10 protein-coding genes and 2 pseudogenes are annotated in these 21,117 nt (G+C 74.0%); 10 read left to right on the top strand and 2 right to left on the bottom strand.

Annotation, left to right across the window (positions count from 1 at the left end; translation table 11 throughout):
• The first annotated feature begins 31 nt into the window (after positions 1 to 31).
• Positions 32 to 1,165 (top strand): acyl-CoA dehydrogenase family protein, encoded by a 1,134-nt coding sequence (locus tag Prubr_RS36275; RefSeq protein ID WP_212828946.1) that lies wholly within the window; start codon positions 32 to 34, stop codon positions 1,163 to 1,165.
• An 84-nt stretch (positions 1,166 to 1,249) separates the two neighbouring features.
• Here the strand turns inward: Prubr_RS36275 and Prubr_RS36270 are convergent, their stop codons facing one another.
• A complete protein-coding gene (locus Prubr_RS36270; protein ID WP_212820237.1) occupies positions 1,250 to 3,088 on the bottom strand; it encodes an AMP-dependent synthetase/ligase in 1,839 nt (612 codons plus the stop codon).
• A gap of 631 nt (positions 3,089 to 3,719) precedes the next feature.
• Here Prubr_RS36270 and Prubr_RS36265 point away from each other — a divergent pair.
• The 5 genes from Prubr_RS36265 to Prubr_RS36245 are packed head-to-tail and all read left to right on the top strand — an operon-like array spanning position 3,720 to position 16,367.
• Positions 3,720 to 4,577 (top strand): DUF4132 domain-containing protein, encoded by an 858-nt coding sequence (locus tag Prubr_RS36265; protein WP_212820235.1) that lies wholly within the window; start codon positions 3,720 to 3,722, stop codon positions 4,575 to 4,577.
• Positions 4,578 to 4,635: 58 nt separating this feature from the next.
• A complete protein-coding gene (locus Prubr_RS36260; protein WP_212820233.1) occupies positions 4,636 to 9,585 on the top strand; it encodes a hypothetical protein in 4,950 nt (1,649 codons plus the stop codon).
• A gap of 55 nt (positions 9,586 to 9,640) precedes the next feature.
• On the top strand, positions 9,641 to 10,831 hold the full coding sequence (locus tag Prubr_RS36255; protein ID WP_212820231.1) for an ATP-binding protein: 1,191 nt from the start codon (positions 9,641 to 9,643) through the stop codon (positions 10,829 to 10,831).
• The gene (locus tag Prubr_RS37565) at positions 10,828 to 14,460 is read left to right on the top strand and encodes a vWA domain-containing protein (protein WP_246568148.1); all 3,633 of its coding nucleotides are present in this window, start codon (positions 10,828 to 10,830) and stop codon (positions 14,458 to 14,460) included. Before Prubr_RS36255 ends, Prubr_RS37565 begins: the two co-directional genes overlap by 4 nt.
• Positions 14,457 to 16,367, top strand: coding sequence for a hypothetical protein (locus Prubr_RS36245; RefSeq protein WP_212820230.1), 1,911 nt, complete (start codon positions 14,457 to 14,459; stop codon positions 16,365 to 16,367). The genes Prubr_RS37565 and Prubr_RS36245 overlap by 4 nt, the downstream gene beginning before the upstream one ends.
• 138 nt (positions 16,368 to 16,505) lie before the next feature.
• Here Prubr_RS36245 and Prubr_RS36240 read toward each other — a convergent pair whose 3' ends face one another.
• The gene (locus Prubr_RS36240; RefSeq protein ID WP_212820227.1) at positions 16,506 to 16,808 is read right to left on the bottom strand and encodes a metal-sensitive transcriptional regulator; all 303 of its coding nucleotides are present in this window, start codon (positions 16,806 to 16,808) and stop codon (positions 16,506 to 16,508) included.
• A gap of 140 nt (positions 16,809 to 16,948) precedes the next feature.
• Here Prubr_RS36240 and Prubr_RS36235 point away from each other — a divergent pair, with 140 nt between their 5' ends.
• From Prubr_RS36235 to Prubr_RS37560, 4 genes and pseudogenes are all read left to right on the top strand, one after another.
• Entirely contained in the window at positions 16,949 to 17,158 is a 210-nt protein-coding gene (locus tag Prubr_RS36235) for a heavy-metal-associated domain-containing protein (RefSeq protein WP_212820225.1), read from the top strand.
• 35 nt (positions 17,159 to 17,193) lie between these two features.
• Positions 17,194 to 18,162, top strand: coding sequence for a hypothetical protein (locus Prubr_RS36230; RefSeq protein ID WP_212820223.1), 969 nt, complete (start codon positions 17,194 to 17,196; stop codon positions 18,160 to 18,162).
• Positions 18,163 to 18,176: 14 nt separating this feature from the next.
• A pseudogene (locus tag Prubr_RS36225) lies at positions 18,177 to 20,431 on the top strand (heavy metal translocating P-type ATPase).
• Positions 20,432 to 20,532: 101 nt separating this feature from the next.
• Positions 20,533 to 20,658: pseudogene (locus tag Prubr_RS37560) on the top strand (hypothetical protein); the annotation flags it as partial.
• Positions 20,659 to 21,117 lie beyond the last annotated feature (459 nt).

The following is a 21,117-nucleotide window of genomic DNA, read 5'->3' as shown; positions in this document are numbered from 1 at the left end:
GGATCTGTGCAGTAAGGAGCTGACGCACATGATGAACCGCGCAATCTTCGCCGCCGACCACCTCGCGTTCGCCGAACTCGTGCGCGCCTTCATCGACAAGGAGATCGCACCGCACCACGACCGCTGGGAAGCCGACGGCATCGTCGACCGCGGCGTGTGGCGGGCCGCCGGCGCCGCCGGCCTCCTGGGCTTCTTCGTCGACGAACGGTACGGCGGCGGCGGAGTGACGGACCGGCGCTTCAACGCCGTCCTCACCGAGGAGATGGCCCGGGCGGGCGCGAGTGGCCCGGCGTTCGGCCTGCACAACGACATCATCGGGCCGTACCTCACCGAGCTGACCAACGACGAGCAGAAACAGCGGTGGCTGCCGGGGTTCTGTTCCGGCGACGTCGTCACCGCGATCGCGATGTCCGAACCCGGCGCCGGTAGCGACCTGCAGGGCATCACGACCACCGCCGTACGCGACGGCGACAGCTACGTCCTCAACGGGCAGAAGACGTTCATCAGCAACGGCATCCTGGCCGACCTGGTCGTCGTGGTGGCCCGCACCGACCCCGCCGCGGGCCATCGGGGGATCAGCCTGCTGGTCGTCGAGCGGGACATGCCCGGCTTCGCGCGGGGCCGCAACCTCGACAAGATCGGGCAGAAGGCGCAGGACACCGCCGAACTGTTCTTCGCCGACGTGCGGGTGCCCGCGGCCAATCTCCTCGGCGTCGAGGGCGAGGGCTTCGCCTACCTGATGCGCAACCTTCCGTTCGAACGGCTGTCGATCGCCGTCGCGGCGCTCGCCGGTGCCGAGACGGTGTTCGCGCAGACCCTCGCCTACTGCAAGCAGCGCCAGGCATTCGGCCGCCCCATCGGCAGCTTTCAGCACAACCGGTTCGTGCTGGCCGAACTCGCCACCGAACTACGCCTCGGCCGGGTCTTCGTCGACCGGTGCCTGGTTGATTCCACGCTGACCGCGGAGACGGCGGCGATGGCCAAATGGTGGTGCACCGAGTTGCAGCTCCGCACCGTCGATCGCTGCCTGCAGTTGCACGGCGGCTACGGCTACATGCGCGAGTACCCGGTGGCCAAGGCGTATCTGGACGCTCGCGTCCAGACGATCTACGGCGGCACCACGGAGATCATGAAAGAGGTGATCGGCCGGTCGCTCGGCCTGTGAACCGTACCCGGGCGTGGGCTCCCCCCGTGAAGGAGCCCACGCCCGGGACGTCGACGCCGCCGTCCGGAGCGGACGTCAAGGAGGCTATTCGCCGTACAGGGTGTCGATGCTCCCGCTGTAGCGATCGACGATGACCCGGCGTCGCAGCTTCAGGGTGGGAGTCAGCTCACCCGACTCCGGCGTCCAGCTCGACGGCAGTACCCGGAAGTTCTTGACCTGCTCGGGCCGGGCGAGCTTGGCGTTGGCGGCGTCGACGGCGGCCTCGATCTCGGCGAGCAGCACCGGCTCGGAGGCGAGACCGGGCAGCTGCGCGTCGCTGATGCCGTGCGCCCGCGCCCACCGGGGCGCGACCTCGTCATCGAGCACGATCAGCGCGGTGATGTACGGCCGCCGGTCGCCGATGGCGACCGCCTGACCGATGAGCGGATGCGCGCGTAGCAGCCCCTCGATGCGCGCCGGCGAGATGTTCTTGCCGCTCGAGGTGATGATGAGTTCCTTCTTGCGGTCGGTGATGGTGAGGAAGCCGTCGTCGTCGATGACACCGACGTCGCCGGTGGCCAGCCAGCCGTCCGCGTCGGTGACCGACTCGACGCTGCCGTCGCCGCGCAGATACCCGGAGCAGACCAACGGCCCGCGTACGAGGATCTCGCCATCGGCGGCCAGGCGCACCTGCATGCCGGGGTTGGCCCGGCCGACGGTTCCGGTGCGGAACCGGTCCGGGGTGTTGATGGTGGCGGTTCCGGTGGTCTCGGTCATGCCCCAGACCTCCAGCACGTCGACGCCGAGCCCGGCCAGGAACCGCAGGACGTCGACCGGGATGGGGGCGGCGCCGCTACCGGCCCAGACCATCCTGTGCAGGCCCAGCGTGGTCTGGAGCGGTCGCAGCACGGTGGCTTCGGCCTGCGCCACCCGGGCGGCCAACTCGTCGGGCACAGCCTGGCCCGCCGCGCGCAGTTCGTACGCCTCCAGGGCCGCGGCGCTCGCGACGGCGAAGGCGTCCCGCACCGCCGGTTCCGCGGTTGCCAGATGGGCCTGGACACCGGCGGCCATCTTCTCCCAGACCCGCGGCACACCGAAGAACGAAGCGGGACCGACCGCGCGCAGCGCCGGGACGAGCTGGGTGGCGTCGGGGCAGATGGTCACGTGACCGGCGCGGTAGATGGGGTTGTAGACGCCCAGCATCCGTTCGGCGATGTGGGCCAGCGGCAGGTAGGCCACCGACGGCGCGTGATCGGGGACGGACACGGTGGCCTCGAGGACCACGGCCTGGTAGATGACGTTGCGGTGGCTGAGCACGACGCCCTTCGGGTCACCGGTCGTCCCCGACGTGTACAGCAACGTCACCGGCTGCTCGGGTCGGATCTCGCGCCAGCGTCGCTCGAAGGCTTCCGGATCGGCCTGGTGCGCGGCCCGGCCGACGGAACGCACATGTGACAGCGGGACGGTTGCCAGGGTCAGGTCGGCAGGGTCGGCGCCGTCGACCAGCACGATCCGGCGCAGCCTGGGCAGGTCAGGCAGGATCGGACGCCAGCGGGCCAGCTCGGCGGCGCCTTCCAGCACGAGCACCTGGGCACCGCTGTGCACCGCCAGGTAGCGCAGCTGATCGGTGCTCAGCGTCGGATAGACCGTAGCGGGCACCGAGCCCAGATGGACCGCGGCGAGGTCGACCAGCCAGTGTTCCGGTCGGCTGGACATCATGATCAGCATGTGGCCGCCCGGCTCCAGGCCGATCTCGGCCAGGCCGCCGGACAGCTCGGCGACCTCACCGCGCAGTTCGGCCCACGTACGGGTGTCGTCGCGGCCGAGTGTGGTCAGCGCCGGCAGGTCGGCGAACTCGGTGGCGTTGCGGTGCAGGAGAGCGGGGACGGTCAGGTCGGCAGCCGTCTTGGCGCATTGATCGGCAAGGGTGTCGGCAGGGTCCACGGGATACTCCTTCAACCGTGACCGGGTGGGGTGTTCGGCCGGGTGTGGCGGCATACCCTCATCTCGGTGCCGTCGAGGGCGCTGCGGCCTCAACCGAACTGTAAACGATGGTTAACTTTCTGGGAAGGTGTCGGCGGTGGCGCTTGTTTCCCGTTTCTGCGGGCGCCTCGAAGGGTGAACGTGAACTAACTAAGTAGCCTGTCGAAGGCGTGGCGGAACCCCTCGGGGACGTTCCTGACGAGGTGTGGTTCGGCACTGTGGACCGCCTTCGGTCCGACCGCGTCACGCTCCACCGCCGGTCGGTGCCGCCGCACCCGGCGACCGCACCCCGCGGTCGAACAGCCACCCCTGCGGTCGAACAGTCACCCCGGCCTGGCGACCCCTGGACGGTGTGACCCGGGTCACCGCCTGGCGCTTCCGGTGGCCCACGCCTGACCGTGCACGGTGTACCCGACCGGGCCGGACCTGCGACTCCCACGGGTCCCGTCCTTCCGGCCCCGACGGCCCGCCCCGGTGCTCCCGCCAACGGGCCCCGGTTGTGTCGCTCACTACTGTTAGCGTGCCGTCCGTTGATGATCGCAGCCGATTGCTGACGAAATCTGGCTATTTGCCACTGCGGAGGGTGTTCCTGATGGGCTGGTTACCGGTGGGAGACTCGTACGAGATCTCTCTGGTGGACGGAAAGGTGGCGGCCCGGGCCACCGGCCCGCGGGCCACCGGCCGTCCACTGAAGACCTTGCCGAAGGTGCTGCGGGACGACCCCGAGGTCGACCGGTTGCGCCAACTCGCCCAGTGGCTGGACCGGCACACCGTGGAATGCCTGGCCCGGGTCGACGCCTGGGTGGTGTCCTCGCTGCCGGTGCCGACCGGGCTGCTGGCCCGGATCTGGCCGGACCCGGCCTGGCGGGACGCGCTGCGCGACCTCGTGGTGCTCGGGGACGACCCGGCCGAGCCGGGCTTCCTGCGGGACGTCACCGACACCGGCGACCTGCGCGTGGTCAACCTCGCCGGAGAGACTGTCCGGCTCTCGCCGGCCAGCGCCACGCTGCCCCACCCGGTGCGCCTGCCCGACCTGGCCGACCTGCGCGAGTTCGCCGGCGAACTGGACATGACCCAGCGGGTCGAGCAGCTGCACCGGGGCACCTGGGGCAGGCCCGTCAACCTGAAGGACCGGGACACCACGATCACCGACTTCCGCGGCACCACCGTTCCCAACCGGCTGGCCGCCCGGGCCGCCACGCTCGGCTTCCGGGTCTCCGGCTCGCAGGTCAGGTGCCGGGTCTGGGAAGCCGGCCACACGGTCGAGGCGGCCATCTGGTTCGACGAGGACTACTGGGACTCCGAGGCGACTCTGGGCACCCTCTCCTGGTCGGTGGTGGAGGGACCGATGCTGCGGTTGACCGAGGTCGGGCCGGTGGCCTGGTCGGAAGGAATGCGGATGGCGACGGCGTTGTCCGGCGCCGTGACGGGAACGGGGGAACAGTCGTGAGCGGGATGACGACCGTGTCGGGCGGGGATCCACCGACAGTCTGCTGGCCGCCGGCGCGGTGCTGCCGACCGACACCGCCGGGGCCGGTGACCGGGCGGTGCCCCTCACCGCGCGCACCTACCGCCACCCGGCCCTCGACGACCGGCCGGTGGTCCGCCTGGTCGACGCCGCCCTGGGCGAGGGCGAGGACATCGCGGTCGGGTTCCTCGGCCTCGCACCGGGTGCCGAGCCGGCCGTCGTCGGGCTGGGCCTGCGCCGCCCGTTGGCCTTCCCGGAGTGGGTGCTGGTCCACCACCCGGCGGACGGCCGGCACGCGTTGGCGGTGGTGCCGGAGCTGGAGAAGCTGGCCAGGCAGGTACGGTCGCGGCCGAAGGCCGCCCTGGACGGGCACCAGGCCGTCGCCGACCGGTTCGCCCGTACGCTGCCGTACTTCCTGCCGACGTTCTTCGAGCAGGCGGCGCGGGTGTTCCTGGCCGCCGGGCAGGACACCTATGCCGTGCAGCTGTTCAACAAGGCACGCAAGGCGGAGGCGCAGCACGGCCTGCCGGTCGACCTGGACCGGCTGGACGAGGTCTACGTGGAGTTCGCGGCGGCCAAGGTGGTGTCGGCGACCGCGCTGGCCGGCCACGCCAAGGAACTGTCCGCCCAGTTGCCGGCCGACGAGGCGCTGGACCGGTTCTGCCGGCTGGCGCTGCGGGCCGCGGCGGCCGGCGTGGTTCCGTCCACGCAGGCGGCCACCACGGTGAACCGGCTGGTCCGGACCGCCACGAAGGCCGCTGGTACGGGCGCCGCCGCCGTCGCCGACCGGGCGGCGGCCTACCTGACCGAGATGATCCGGTTGCCGGTGGCGGCCGAGGCGCCGGCCGGCTGGTGGAAGGCGCACCTGCCGGCGGTGACGGCGCTGGCCGGCCACGACCCGGCGATCCGCGGCAGCCTGCTCGACCTGATGCCGACCGACCAGGACGATCTGGTCACCTGGCTGGCCCTGTTGACCGACACCGGTGCGCTCGACGGGCTGTTCGGCCCGGACGTTCCCGACCCGGCCCGCCCGCGGGACGGCTCCGTCGGCTGGCTGCGCCGCTTCGTGAGCCGGGCCAACTCCGGCTACTCGCGCGAACGGGTGGCGGAACTGTACCCGCTCGTCGAGCGGATGGCCGACCGGCTGCGCGCCGAACTGGCCGTCAGCGGGGAGACCCTCGACGCCGACGGCGACCTGGACCTGCTCGACCTGCTGCTCGCCCGCGGGCTGCCGGTTGCCGCGCCCAGCGAGCGCGACGTTCTGGGCCTGGCGGACTGGGCCAAGGCCGGGGGAGAGCGGGACCTGCTCGCCGTGGCCGGCGACGACCGGTTCACCGAAGCCCTGCGCCGAGGCCTCGACCAGCTCGACAACCAGCAGGCCGCCCTGCGCCGGCTGGTCGACAAGCCGGGCGTCCGGCCGCAGCTGACCGACTGGCTGCGGGCCCGGATCCGCGACCGCCTCGCCGTCGGACTGCCGTACCTGCCGGAGTCGGTGGACTGGCTGGGCAGGCTCCCGGTCGAGGCGCTGCGCCTGGTGTCCGACGACCTCGACCGGTCCGGTGCGCCCGGGCCGGCCCTCGACGTCGACCTCACCGAGTGCGTTGCCCGCAGCCTGCGCGGCGGGATCATCGACGAACTGGGCTGGCCGGACTGGGAACTGGCCTGGCAGGAGGTGACCGGCGGCGACCGCCGGGTCGAGGTGACCCGGCAGGAGGCCTGGCCGTACGTGATCCTGGGCGGACCGACCACGGTGCGCGTGATCGGTGCCGAGGGCATCGTGCTGCGCCACGACCTGCGTATCCCGGCCGGTGACATGTGGGGTCAGCCGGGCTACCACTACGTCGACGGCCAACTGCTGGTCTACTGGAGTTCCCAGACACTCGGCTACGACCCGCGCGGCTACTGGCACTCGTCGCCCGGCGAGCCGCAGCCCATCGACAGCCACTACCGCGGCAGCCGGCCGCGCGGAAAAACGATCACCCTGCCCCTGGCCGGTGGCGGGCGGACCACCGGCGGTGGCGTGCTGCACGTCGGTGACACCGCGATCCCGTCCGAGCTGCCGGTGATCACCGACGGCACCTCCCACTGGGTGTACCGCCACAGCGAGGACGACGACAGCTACGGCTGGCACGAGTACGACCCGGCCGCCGACACCCAGGGCCGGCGCAGCCTGCCCCGGTTCCTGGCCGACCTCCCGGTGGCCGGCAGCCACCTCCAGGAGTCGGTCAGCTGGCTGCGGCCGGCCCTGTCCGGCCGGGCCACCCCGGCCGCCGTGCCGGTGGACGGTCTGCTCGGCTGGCGGGTGGTCACACTGCCGGACGGCTCGGTACGCGGCGAGGACCTGGCCGGTCGTACCGTCACCGTGCCCCCGGGACGTGAGCCGATCGCGGCGTTGGTGCTGCCCGGCGACGATCGGCCGCGGGCCGTCCTCAAGGGTCTCGTCCTGGTCGACCCGGACGGGGTGGTGTGCACCGTCGTCGGACCGTCGTCCAACCGGGACGACCACCCCTACGCGCTTCCGCTGCCGGGCGAGAGGTTCCTCGGCGCCATGCTGGCCCGGGACCCGGCCGGCTCCGCCGCCCTGCGCCGGATGGACCGGGACACCGCCGGCATGCTGCTGAAGGTGGCCCTCGACGAACGCCACGCCGCCCTGGCCGAACAGGCCGCGCGGGCCGCTACCCCATCCCGGCCGACCGCGGCCACCCGGGCCAACACCGGCCCGGCCGTCGCCGGCGCGGCGTCCATGGTCGCCGGACCGACCGGCACCTCCGGGGAACCCGACGAGGACGCGCTGGTCGAGCTGGTCCGCTCGACGTTGCCGGCGATCAGCCACGACGCGGTGCTCGCCGGGGTGGCCGGGGTGCTGCGGCTGGCCGCCCGGGTGCGTACCGACCTGGACGCGGTGACCGAGCGGCTCACCAGGTCGTTGTCCGCCCCGAAGCCGGTGGCACCGACGGCCGCCGCGACCGGACCCACCGACGAGCAGCTCAACATGGCACTGGACGGTCTGCGTGGCTCGGCCTACGGAGCGAGCAGATCGACGCACGTCTTCACCCAGTTCCAGGTGATCGCCGCCCAGCGGTCCGCCACCACCGGCGGCGACGTCGTACGGCTGCACCTCGACGGACCGTCGCTGCCGGACGGCCTGAACTGGTGGCCCCTGCTCGGCGGTGTCGCGGCCGTCGCCTACCGGGCCGTCGCGGCGGTCACGCCGGACGAACACCGGGAGACGCTGCGCGCCCTGCTCACCGAGCTGGACCGGCTCGACCTGGGCGCGGCGGCCGAACCGGCCCGGTGGCGCCGGTCCACGCTGCACCTGCTCGACGAGGACCTGGACAACCCCGACGGCTCGCGCCGGTATCCCGGACCAGGCATCCTGCCGTTGCCCGACGGGGCGTTCATCGCCATCCTCGACTCCAGCGGCACGGCCACCGGTTACAGCTTCGAGGCGTTGCACCACGACCCGGCCGGCGTGTTCGCCGTGCCAGAGCCGTACACGGTGCGGTCCTCGGCGCTGGTCGGTGACGAACGGCCGACCGGCTGGCTGGCCGGTTTCCGCGCCGAGTGGGCCGCGCGTGGACCGCTGTCCTGGCAACCGGAAGCGGCCGAGCGGTTCGCCGAGCTGACCGGCGTCACCCCCACCGCCGCGAAGCTGGTGCTGTCCGGCCTGCCGTACGCCGACTCGGCGAACACCGTGCCGACCGAGTTGCGCAAGGCGCTCGGGGTCAAGCAGGTCGGCGAGGTCAAGCTGGCCTTCGAACTGCTCAACGAGGCCAGGCCGGCCGTCCGCCGGGCCGTGGTGTCGGCGCTGCTGCCGGACGACCCGGCCCGACTCTGGACCGACGGTCCGGACGTGGCCGCCGCCGCCGCGGTCTGGAACGCCGCCCTGGGGCGGCGGGTGGTGGTGCCCGAACAGCTGCTCGCCGAGGCGGTGCGCGCGATCCGGACCGGCTGGGGACCCGCGAAGGCGTTGCCGGCGCTGCTCGACCCGGCCCGTTCGGTCGAGTTGAGCACCGACCTGGCCTTCGAGATCAGAGGCGACCGGGCCCGGCGGGTCGACGGCGGGGCGGTGGGCTTCACCGGCGAGGTGCTGCACTCCACGGTCGCCCTGGCCGCCTGGGTCGCCCACCACGCGCCGGCCGGCGACCCGTGCCGGGCCGCGCTGCCGGCCGCACTGGGCGCGCTACGCGACCGGCTGGCCAACCCCGAGCTGCTGCTCGACCTCGACCAGTACGTCTCCCTGCCCGCGTTCCGCCAGGTGGCGGGCACCCCGTCGGAGACCGGACCCGGCTGGGAACGGTACGGCGCCATCGTCCTGGCCACCCACGACAGCCAGCCGTCGCCCGCACTGCGGCCCGACCTGCTCGACGCCGCCGGAACGGACCCGTACCTGCCGGCGCTGCGCGACGACGCGGCCAAGCCGTACCCGACGGAGGCAGCGCTGCGCCTGGTTCGCGACCCGCGGTTCGCGGCGCTGCTCGCCGATCCGGGGGAGCCGGACGGCGACGCGCGGGCGGCGGACGGGACCTGGTGGCCGCAGGATCCGACCCGCTCGGTGGCCGACCTGGTCGCCGAGGTGGCCGGGAACCACGGCCTGGGCGCCGACGCGGCGTCGGTCTACCTGATGCTGCTGGCCATGCCGGACCCGACGGACCGCAACACGGCGAAGTGGACCGGCTGGAAGCCGGCCCGGCTGAAGGCGGCCCGCGCCGAACTGGCCGGCACCGACCTGGTCGTCGAGGCCAGCCGGTCCCGGGCCGGCCGGTCACTGTTCCTGCCCGGCCCGTGGCTGGAGCGCGGCAGCGGGCAGGCGCCGATCGAGGGCTGGAAGGTCGCCCTGTTCGATCTCGCACCCGACGGTACCGCCGGGCTCGGCGTGACCGTGCCGTTCGAACCGGTCGCCGACCTCTACCGGCGGGCCTGGCAGCGCCTGCGCGACGGCGACCGGCCCCGGTTCGACAACCTGCCCACCCGCGGCAACCGCCGCTGACCCCGACCCTGTCCCGAACACCCCATCCGAACCACAGAGAGATCGAGGAACACCCGTGACCGTGACGGAACACGTCCGCCCCACCGCAGGGCCGGAGACCGCCGCCCAGGTCCTTTCGGCCGAACAACGTCACGCCGACGAGCTGGCGTTCCTGGCCGCGTACGACGACGGGGCCCGGCCACCGGGCTGGGCGCTGACCCCGCGCGCCGTGGTCACCTTCATCCGGGGCAGCGACGGCGAGGCGTTGAAGCTGCCCGCCGGCCGGCGCACCGGCCCGGACGGCACCGAACTGCCGGCCAGCATGACCATTTCGCCGAAGTTCGTCGGTGAACGGAGTCTGGTCGAGCGGTGCGTGGTCACCCTGGCCGGCGAGCGGGGCCTGTTGCTGGTCGGCGAGCCCGGTACCGCCAAGTCCATGCTGTCCGAGCTGCTGTCCGCCGCGGTCTGCGGCACCAGCGCGCTGACCGTGCAGGGCACCGCCGGCACCACCGAGGACGCCTTCCGGTACGGCTGGAACTACGCACTGCTGCTCGCCCAGGGGCCGACCCCGCAGGCGCTGGTCGACTCGCCGGTGCTGACCGCGATGCGCACCGGCCGGGTGGCCCGGATCGAGGAGGTCACCCGCTGCCTGCCCGAGGTGCAGGACGCGCTGGTGTCCATCCTGTCCGACCGGCGGATGAACGTGCCGGAGCTGGCCGGCACCGGCGACGGCCTGATCCGGGCGGTGCCCGGGTTCACCGTGATCGCGACCGCCAACCTGCGGGACCGGGGCGTGTCGGAGATGTCCTCGGCGCTGAAGCGCCGGTTCAACTTCGAGACGATCCACCCGATCTCGGACGCGGACCTCGAGACCGACCTGGTCCGCCGGCAGGCCACCGCCGCCGTGCAGCGCGCCGGCGCGGCGTACACGGTGGACGACGCGGTACTGGACGCCCTGGTCACCGTGTTCCGCGACCTGCGCTCCGGCCGGTCGGGCGAGGGCTGGGACGTGGAGCGGCCCGGCACGGCGATGTCCACCGCCGAGGCGGTGCAGGTGACGGTGTCGCTCGGGCTGGCCGCCGCGTACCTGCCCGGCGGGGACGCGCTCGACCTGGTGCCCGGGCACCTGCTCGGCGTCGTACGCAAGGACGACCAGAACGACCACGCCCGGCTGCTCGGCTACTGGGACGGCCCGGTCCGCCGCCGCGCCGAGGACGGCTCGGCGATGTGGCGCCGGCTCTGGGACCTGCGGGAGAGCCTGCGGTGACGACCCTTTCCCGCACGGTCACCGACCCGGCCCCGCCGACCACCGACCCGGTGGCGGACGGCCCGGCGGCGGTCGAACCGACGACGGCCGACCCGCGGGCCGTGGTCGACGCGCTCGCCGGCTCGGACCGGCCGTACCTGATCGGGGTGCGGCACCACAGTCCGGCCCTGGCGGCGGTGGTACCGGCGCTGCTGGACGCCGCCGGGGCCGAGGTGGTCTGCATCGAGCTGCCGGCCGACTTCCAGCGCTGGCTGCCGTACCTGTCCGACCCGGCCGCGAAGGCTCCGCTGGCCCTGGTCGGCAGCCACGGTACGGACGGGCCGATGGGCTTCTACCCGTTCGCCGACTTCTCCCCGGAACTGGCCGCGATCCGCTGGGCCCGGCAGCGCGGCGTCGAGGTGGTCTGCTGCGACCTGCCGCTGGCCGACCCCGGCTGGACCGCCGACGCCATCGACGCCATCGACGCCGCCGGTCCGGAGGGTGAGCCGCTGCCCGGCCCGCGCCGGTCCTACGCCGCCGCGCTCAGCGCCAGCGGCACCGGCCGCGACGGCGACGACCTGTGGGACCGGGTGGTCGAGGTGCGTGCCCCCGGCTGCCCGCCCGAGGCGGTTCGCCGGGCCGCCCTCGGCGTCGGCTGGGCGATGCGTACGGACAACGCCGGTGGCGACGGCGTACCGGCCCGGGACCTGGCCCGCGAGCGGCACATGCGCCAGGTGCTGGCGCAGGCCGGTGCGGACGGCCGGCGGGTCGCCGCCGTGATCGGCGCCTTCCACGCGCCGGCGCTGCTCGCCGCCCCGGACGGTCCGGACCGGTCCGTGCCGACCCGGCCCGGCCCGGCCACCACCAACGGCGGCGCCCCGGCGACCACCTCGCTGGTGCCGTACGCGTTCGACCTGCTCGACTCGCGCTCCGGCTACCCGGCCGGAATCCGCGACCCGCGCTGGCAGCAGCTCGTTCTCACCGCTGCCGGCGACCCGGAGCGGATCCGGGCCGCCGCCGCCCGGGCGGTCACCGACCTGTGCCGGGAACTCCGCCGGGCCGGACACACCGCCGGTACCGGTGAGGCCGCCGAGACGGTACGGCTCGCCGGCGACCTGGCCCGGCTGCGGGACCTGCCCGCCCCCGGTCGGGGCGAGGTGCTGGAGGCCGTGACCACCGTGCTCGGCCAGGGCGAACTGCTCGGTCGGGGCCGGGCACTGGCCAAGGCGCTGGAAACCGTGCTGGTCGGTGCCGAACGGGGCCGGATCGCCCCCGGTACGCCACGGTCCGGGCTCGGCCCCGCGGCCGAGGCGGAACTCGCCGCGCTGCGGCTGCCCAACCCGGACAGCCCGAAGTCCCGCGAGGTCCGGCTGGACCCGCTGCGCACCGAACTGGACGGGCGCAGGGAGATCCTGCTGCAACGCCTCCAGGTCTGCGGCGTCGGCTACGGGGAGCAGATCGCGGTGTCCGGCACCGGCGACGGCGCCGCCCTGACCACCCGGTGGCAACTGGCCTGGACGCCGTCGGTGGCGGCACGGCTGGACCTGGTCGGCGTACGCGGGGTGACCCCGGCGCTGGCCGCCGCCGGCACCCTGCGGGAACGGTTCCGCCGGGAGGCCGCCGACGGCGGACCCGCCGCCGCACAGCTACTCGCCGGACTGCGCGACGCCGCCCGGTGCGACCTGCCCGAGCTGGTCACCGACCGGCTCGAGCTGGCCGCGACGGTGCTGCCGGGGACCGGCACGCTGCCCGAACTGCTGGCCGCACTGGACCTGCTGGAGGCGTTGCGCCGCGAACACCTGCCCGGCACCACCGTCGACGGCCGGGCCCGGGCGGCCGAGTTGGCCGTCGTACTGCTGGACGCGGCGGTCCGCGGACTGCCCGGCCTGGCCGGCAGCGACGCCGCGGCCGACGCCACCGCGCTGGTCGACCTCGCGGTCCGGGCCGGCGGGGACCGGATCGGTCTGCGCCTGGACGAGGCGCTCGACCACCTGGCCCGGGCCGGTTCGCCGCTGATCCAGGGCGCCGCCCTGGCCGCCCGGGTGCTGCTCGAACTGACCGGCCCGCAGACCCTGGGCACCCGGGTGGCCGGCTGGATCGACGCGGCGACCGGGCCGGACACCCGGCGACACCTGCGCCGGGTGCTCGGTGGCCTGCTCACCGCGGCGCACCCGCTGCTGCAGTCCGCCCCGGCCGCGCTTGACCCGCTGCTGGAGCGGATCGAGGGGCTCACCGACGCCGACTTCCTGGACCGGTTGCCGGCGCTGCGTGGCGGCTTCGACGTGCTCACCCCGGCGGCCCGGGACCGGATGCTGCAGACCGTCGGCGAACGGCTCGGCGACCGGCTCGATCTGGCCCTGTCCGCCCCGCCCGAGCTGCTGGCCTCCTGGGCCGCCGCCGACGCGGCCGGCCGGGCCGCCCTGGTCGCCCGCCACATCCCGATCGCGGACCCGGCGACGGCCGACCCGCGAGCCGTGGTCGACGCCCCCGCCGACACTCCCGCCGGCTCCGCACCCGGGTCGGACACGCCGACCGCCCGGCTCGCCCCCGCGGACCGGTGGCGGCTGCTGCTCGGCCGCCAACCCGACCGGCTGCCGGCCGACGCCCGCCGCTACGCCCGCGCCCTGGACGAGCTCTACGGGGCGGGTCAGGGCGAGGGCGCCACCGACCTCGGCCCGGCGGCCGGTGGCGGCCAGGAAGCCGCCTTCCCGACCGCCCGCGAATGGGCCGACGAACTCGAGGCGCTGTTCGGCACCGCGGTACGCGAGGAGGTCATCGCCCGGGCGGCCGAGAACGGCCGTACCGACGTGCTCACCGAGCTCGACCCGGCCGCCGTACGCCCCTCGATGGAGCTGCTGACCTCGGTCCTGTCGCTGGCCGGTGGCCTGCCCGAGAGCCAGCTGGCCAAGCTGCGGCCACTGGTCCGGCGGCTGGTCGAGGAGCTGACCAGGGAGCTGGCCACCCGGATGCGTCCGGCGCTGACCGGGCTGACCAACCCGCGTCCGTCCCGCCGTCCCGGTGGCCGGATCAACCTCGCCCGTACGTTGCGGGCGAATCTGGCGCACACCCAGCGGCTCGGCGACGGGCGGACGGTGGTGGTGCCGGAACGCCCGGTCTTCAACACCCGGACCCGCACCGAAGCCGACTGGCGGCTGGTGCTGGTCGTCGACGTGTCCGGCTCGATGGAGGCGTCGGTGGTGTGGTCGGCGTTGACCGCCGCCGTACTGGCCGGGGTGCCCACCCTGTCCACCCACTTCCTCGCCTTCTCCACCGAGGTGGTCGACCTGACCGACCGGGTCGACGACCCGCTGTCGCTGCTGCTGGAGGTGCGGGTCGGTGGCGGCACGCACATCGCCGCCGCGCTGGCCCACGCCCGCTCGCTGGTGACCGTGCCGAGCCGCACCATCGTCGCGGTCGTCAGCGACTTCGAGGAGGGCTATCCGCTCGCCGGGCTGCTCGGCGAGGTTCGCACGCTGGCCGGCTCCGGCCTGCATCTGCTCGGCTGCGCCGCGCTGAACGACAGGGGAGTGCCCTGCTACTCGGTACCGGTCGCCGAGCAGCTCGCCGCGGCCGGGATGCCGGTCGCCGCCCTCAGCCCGCTCGAACTCGCCCGCTGGGTGGGCGACCGCATCCGCGGAGGATCACGTTGACGGACCGTACAGCCATCGCCGTGGACACCGACCGGTTGCCGCCGGTGCTGCCGGGGGTCACCGCCGCGGCGGTGGCGGCCCTGCCGCCCCGGCTGCACAAGCGCCTGGACGCCACCGTCGAACGGATGGCCGGCGTACCGGTCGGCCGGGTCGACGGCGGCGTGTCGGTCGACTGCGGTCCCGAGGCACTGGTCACTCTGACGCCCGGGCCGACCGGCGCGGTCACCGATCCGGACCAGGCGCGGTGCAGTTGCCTGTTGACGCCCCGCTGCCTGCACCGGACCGCGGTCCTGGTCGCCTGCCCGGTCGCCGATCGGGGCACCCACCCCGAGCCGGCGTCCACCACCGCCGGACCGTCGAGTTCGGACAGTGCCGGCGCGGCGACCGGGCGGACCGGTAGGACGGCCGGCGCGGCAACCGGCCGGAACACGGCACCGACGAAGGCGCAACGGGCCGCCGCCGAGGCGGTGTGGCGGGCGGCCGCCGCGGTGCTCGCGGCCGGCGTGCCCGCCGCCGGCGCGGTTCCCCAGGCGGAACTGTTGCGGGCCGCCCACGGCGCCCGGCTGGCCGCCCTGCCGCGGGCCGAGAGCGCCGCGCTGCGCGTGGTACGCGGCCTGCGCGCGCACCGGGAACGACAGACCGGCCACCGGCTGGCCGAGCTGGTCGAGGTGCTGCACGACCTGCTGTACGTGGCCGGCCGGCTGGCCGCCGGCGATCCCGACCCGGCGCTGGTCGGCGTCCTCCGGCGGGCCTACCAGCCGGACGGCACGCTGGACGTGTACGGCGTCTGCCGGGAACCGGTGATCAGCGCGACCGGGTACGCCGGCGTGGTCACCCACCTGGTCGCCGCCGACGGGCGCCGGCTCTCCTTCGGCGACGTGAAACCGGGCGGCCCGGACCGGGCCCGCGACTGTGCCCGGGCGGTTACCGAGATGGGCGCGGTCGCGGTCAACCACGCGGTGCTGTCCCGCGGCGGCCTGCGGATCACCGGCACCACCGTCGCCCCGGACGGCCGGCTGGGTGCCGGCAAGGGGGTCCGGGCCACCCCGATCCCCGGGACCGACTGGTCCACCGGGCCGCTGGCGGACCTGTTCGCCCGCCCGCTCGCCGAGGTGGTGACCGCCCAACTCGCCGCCGACGACCCGGCGGATCCGGCCCGGGCCGGGACCGCACTGATCGGCTGCGACCTGATGGTGGTCGGTGCCGTCGGCGACCAGGTGCTGGCCCGCGAACTGGCCCCCGCCACCGACGCCGGACCGGACCGTGCACCGCTGCCGGACGGGCCGGTGATCCGGCTGGTGCCGGTCAACTCCCACCCGGTGCTGGCCCACGTGGCCAACCTGCGACGGCTCGCCTCCCGGCCCGGCCTGCGGATCCGGGTGGTCGGCCGGCTGGACCCGGACCGGGCCAGCACCCTGCACCCGCTCGTGGTCGGCCCGGTGCCCGGTGCGGCCGGGACGCTGCGGCTGCCAGCGGACTGGCACGGCCGGGCGGACCTCGGTTACGACGAGATCCAGGGCGGCCACCTACCGCCGCGCGACCCGGCCGCGGCGACCGAACCGGGTTTCGCCGTCGGCGCCGACGCGGTTGCGGAGTCCCCGCTGTGGCGGGTCCGTCGGCTGGTGGAACTGGCCGTCTCCGGCGGTCGTCGGGCCGTCGCCGAGGCGGCCCGCGACGCGGGCGCCGGGCTGGCCGGTCCGCTGCGTCGGGCCGGCTTCACCACCGCCGCCGTGGTGGCCACCGCGCTCGCCGACGAGTCCGACCGGTGCGGCCGTGACGTGTTCGGCCGGCGTACCGATCCCGACCCGGACCGGTACGCCTGGGCCTGGCTCGCCGCGACCGCCCACCTCGCCGCCGCCGAGCGGGAGCTGATCCGGTCCTCATGGACCGTCCCATCCGCCGGCTGACCGGCAGCCCGGTGTGCCGGGACGGCTTCCGTGCGGCGGAGCCGTCCCGGTGGCCGGTTCAGAGGCGGTGGAAGTCGACGTGCTGAGATCCCGGATGTGAGGCTGCCCGCGGTTCCGGTGGCGTCACGCCGTCAGGTGTCAGCCGCGCTTCATGAGGCGGCCGACAGCGGCCATCATCTCGGTGGCCATCTCGTCGGCCCGGCCCTCCACCGCACCCTCGTGCATGCAGTGCCGGGCGTGTCCGTCGAGCAGGCCGAGGGCCACCTTGTCGAGGGCGGCCTGGATCGCGGAGATCTGGGTGAGTACGTCGATGCAGTACCGGTCGTCGTCGACCATCTTCTCGATGCCGCGGACCTGCCCCTCTACGCGGCGCAGCCGCGCGAGCAACTGGTCCTTGGTGGCGGTGTAGCCCCGGGTCGGGGCCGGCGTCGGTGTGGTCATGGAAGTCGAGGATAACGTAACCCCTCGGGGGTATGCTACGGTCGTACCCGGCGATACCCCCTCCCGGTATGAATCCGGATGAGAGGTCCCAGGCGTTTGTCCGACCTATACCCCCAGGGGTATGCTGAGAGGAGTGCTCCATGACCAACGCGACCTACCAGGTGAAGGGCATGACCTGCGGCCACTGCGTCAACTCGGTCAGCACCGAGATCAGCGGCATCGCGGGCGTCAGCGACGTCCAGGTCGACCTCGCCTCCGGGCGGGTCACCGTGACCAGTGCGGCGCCGCTGGACCCGGCCACCGTACGGGCCGCCGTCGACGAGGCCGGCTACGACCTCGCCGACGCCTGAAGGCCGCCCCACCCCACGGAACCGAGGTGCCAGTCATGAACACGGCGACGAAGCTGAGCGCATTCGCCCTCGGCCTCGCGGCGGTGTTCGGCGCGGCGTACGGGGTCGGCCACGTCGTCGACCCCGTCGCTCCGGCCGCCGACACCCGCTCCGAGAGCACCACCGGCCACGACGGCGGCGGCCACGACAGCGACCCGGAAGCGGCCGGGCGGATTCCCGGCGGCCTGCTGGTCTCCGACCGCGGCTACACCCTGGTCCCGGTCACGGCACCGGTGGACGAGTTCGCCTTCCGGATCACCGGCCCGGACGGGCACACCGTCACCGCCTTCGACGAAGCGCACGAGAAGCGGATGCACCTCATCGTGACCCGCCGGGACCTCTCCGGCTTCCGGCACGTGCACCCGGAGATGGCGTCGGACGGCACCTGGCGGGTCGCCTCCCCGGTCGGCGAGCCCGGCACCTGGCGGGCCTTCGCCGACTTCACGCCCAGCGGTGGCCAGCCGCTGACCCTCGGCGTGGACGTGTCCGTTCCCGGCCCGTTCACCCCACGACCGTTGTCGACACCGGAGACCAGCAGTTCGGTCGACGGATACACGGTCACGATCGACGGCACCCTCCAGCCCGGTCGTACCGCCGAGCTGAACCTGACCGTCAGCCGCGCCGGCGCTCCGGTGACCGACCTGCAGCCGTACCTCGGCGCCTACGGGCACCTGGTCGCCCTGCGCGAGGGCGACCTGGCGTACCTGCACGTGCACCCCGAAGGCGAGCCCGGAGACGGCCGGACCAGCCCGGGACCGCAGGTCACCTTCTTCGCCGAGGTCCCTTCGGCCGGCACGTACCGGCTGTTCCTCGACTTCCAGCACCAGGGCACCGTGCGCACCGCGGAATTCACCCTGACCGCCGGCCAGGCCCCCATGGTCGGCGGCACCGCCCCGGCCGCGCCCGCGACGCCGGGCCCCTCCGCCGGCGGTGGGCACGGCGAGCCCGGCCACCCCCACAACTGAGACCGGAGCACGTCATGACCTCACCCGCCAGGCCGCCGCGCGTCGCGCGGAACCAGCTCGAACTCGAAATCGGCGGGATGACCTGCGCCTCCTGCGCCAGCCGGATCGAGAAGAAACTCAACCGCCTCGACGGCGTGACCGCCACGGTCAACTACGCCACCGAGAAGGCGACCGTCCGCTACGACGACACCGTCACGCCGCAGGATCTGATCACCACTGTCGAGAAGACCGGCTACACCGCCGTCCTGCCACCCCCGCCGGCGTCGGCCGGCCCGCGACCGGCCGCCGAGCCGGTGGACGAAACGCGTGGCCCGCGCACCCGACTGTGGGTCTCGGTCGTGCTGACCGTGCCGGTGATCCTGCTGGCCATGGTGCCGGCCTGGCAGTTCACCTACTGGCAGTGGCTGTCGCTGACCCTGGCCGCCCCGGTCGTGGTCTGGGGTGGCCTGCCGTTCCACCGGGCCGCCTGGATCAACCTGCGCCACGGTGCGGCCACCATGGACACCCTCGTCTCGCTGGGCACCCTCGCCGCGTTCGGCTGGTCGCTGTGGGCGCTGTTCCTCGGCGACGCCGGCATGCCCGGCATGACCCACCCGTTCAGCTTCGACATCAGCCGTACCGGGGGCGCCGGCAACATCTACCTGGAGGCCGCCGCCGGGGTGACCACCTTCATCCTCGCCGGACGCTACTTCGAGGTCCGCTCGAAGCGCACCGCCGGCGCGGCCCTGCGCGCCCTGCTCGAACTCGGGGTCAAGGACGTCGCGGTACTCCGCGACGGCGTGGAGACCCGGATCCCGGTCGACCAGCTTGCCGTCGGCGATCGGTTCGTGGTCCGGCCGGGCGAGAAGATCGCCACCGACGGGGTGGTCGACGAGGGCACCTCGGCCGTCGACGCCAGCATGCTCACCGGCGAGTCCGTTCCGGTCGAGGTCGGCGCGGGCGACACCGTCGTCGGGGGCACCGTGAACGCCGGCGGCCGCCTCGTGGTCACCGCCACCCGGATCGGCGCCGACACCCAGTTGGCGCAGATGGCGAAGCTGGTCGAGCAGGCCCAGGCCGGCAAAGCCGCCGTGCAGCGCCTCGCGGACCGGATCTCCGGGGTGTTCGTTCCGATCGTGATCGCCCTGGCCGCCGCCACCCTGGGCTTCTGGATCGGCAACGACAGCGGCCTGACCGCCGCGTTCACCGCGGCCGTGGCGGTTCTCATCATCGCCTGCCCGTGCGCGCTCGGCCTGGCCACCCGACCGCCCTGCTGGTCGGCACCGGCCGCGGCGCCCAGCTCGGCATCCTGATCAAGGGCCCGGAGGTGCTGGAGAGCACGAAGAAGGTCGACACCGTGGTGCTCGACAAGACCGGCACCGTCACCGCCGGGAGGATGACCCTGGTCGACGTGCTGCCCGCCGACGGCGAGAACCCCGATGACCTGCTTCGGCTGGCCGGCGCGCTGGAGGCCGCCAGTGAACACCCCATCGCCCAGGCGATCGCCGCCGAGGCGTCGCGGACCGGCGTACCGGCACCGGTGACCGGCTTCGCGAACGCCGAGGGCCTCGGCGTGACCGGCACCGTGAACGGCCGGGAGGTGGTGGTCGGCCGGCTGCGGCTGCTGCGCGAGCGCGGGCTCGACGTACCGCAGGAGGTCGAGCGGGCCGCGACCGCGGCCGAGGCGGCCGGCCGGACCGCGGTGCTGGCCGGCTGGGACGGCCGGGCCCGTGGCGTCCTCGCGGTCGCCGACACGGTCCGGCCGACCAGCCGGGCGGCCGTCACCGGGCTGCGCGCACTCGGCCTGACTCCGGTACTGCTCACCGGCGACAACACCACCGTCGCCACCGCCGTCGCCGCCGAGGTCGGCATCGACCAGGTGATCGCCGAGGTGCTGCCGGCCGACAAGGTCGAGGTGGTCAAGCGGCTTCAGGCCTCGGGCCGGGCCGTCGCGATGGTCGGCGACGGAATCAACGACGCCGCCGCGCTCGCCCAGGCCGACCTGGGGCTGGCCATGGGTACGGGGACCGACGTGGCGATCGAGGCGTCCGACCTGACCCTGGTCCGCGGCGACCTGACCGCTGCCGTGGACGCCATCCGGCTCTCCCGCCGGACGCTACGCATCATCAAGAGCAACCTGTTCTGGGCGTTCGCCTACAACGTCGCCGCCCTTCCGCTGGCCGCCGCCGGCCTGCTCAACCCGATGATCGCCGGCGCCGCGATGGCCTTCTCCTCGGTCTTCGTGGTGGCGAACAGCCTCCGCCTGCGCGGCTTCCGAACCGTCAGCTAGCGACCACGCGTCGGGGCGCACCTGCCGGTGGCAGGTGCGCCCCGACGCGCTGGGACAGCCCCGACCACCGCTATCATTCTCGATAATGATAACGTTGCGTCGTGGAGATTTCAGGTGGGCGCTGGGCCGAACTGGCGCTGCATCCGGTCCGGATTCGGATCCTGCGGGCTGTCGCCGGTGCGCGACGCACCACGCGCGAACTCGTCACGCTGCTGCCGGACGTACCGCAGGCCACGCTCTACCGGCAGCTGACGACGCTGGTGGAAGGCGGCCTCCTCGATGTGGTCGAGGAGCGCAAGGTGCGTGGCGCGGTCGAGCGGGTGTACGCGCTGCCCGCTCACGGCGCGACGCTCGATCCCGAGGCGACGGCCTCGGCCACGCCCGAGGACCACGCACGGTACTTCACGGCGTTCATGTCGGGTCTGCTCTCCGAGTTCTCCCGCTACCTGGCCAGGGAGCGGATCGACTTCGCCGCCGACGGGGTCGGATACCACCAACTCGTGTTGCACCTCAGCGACGCGGAACTGGCCAGGTTCGCCAGCGACCTCAACAGACTCATCGGCCCGCTGCTGGGCAACGGGCCGGGGAACGGGCGCGAGGCCCGACTGCTGGCGACCGTCCTGTTGCCGATCGGGCAGCCACCGGCCCCGAGCCCACCCGCGAGCCGCCACCGGGGTCGGCAGACG

The sequence above is a fragment of the Polymorphospora rubra genome, assembly GCF_018324255.1.
GTDB lineage: Bacteria > Actinomycetota > Actinomycetes > Mycobacteriales > Micromonosporaceae > Polymorphospora > Polymorphospora rubra.
Note: the sequence above shows the minus strand (reverse complement) of the source record. Positions and strands in the feature narration are given on the sequence as shown.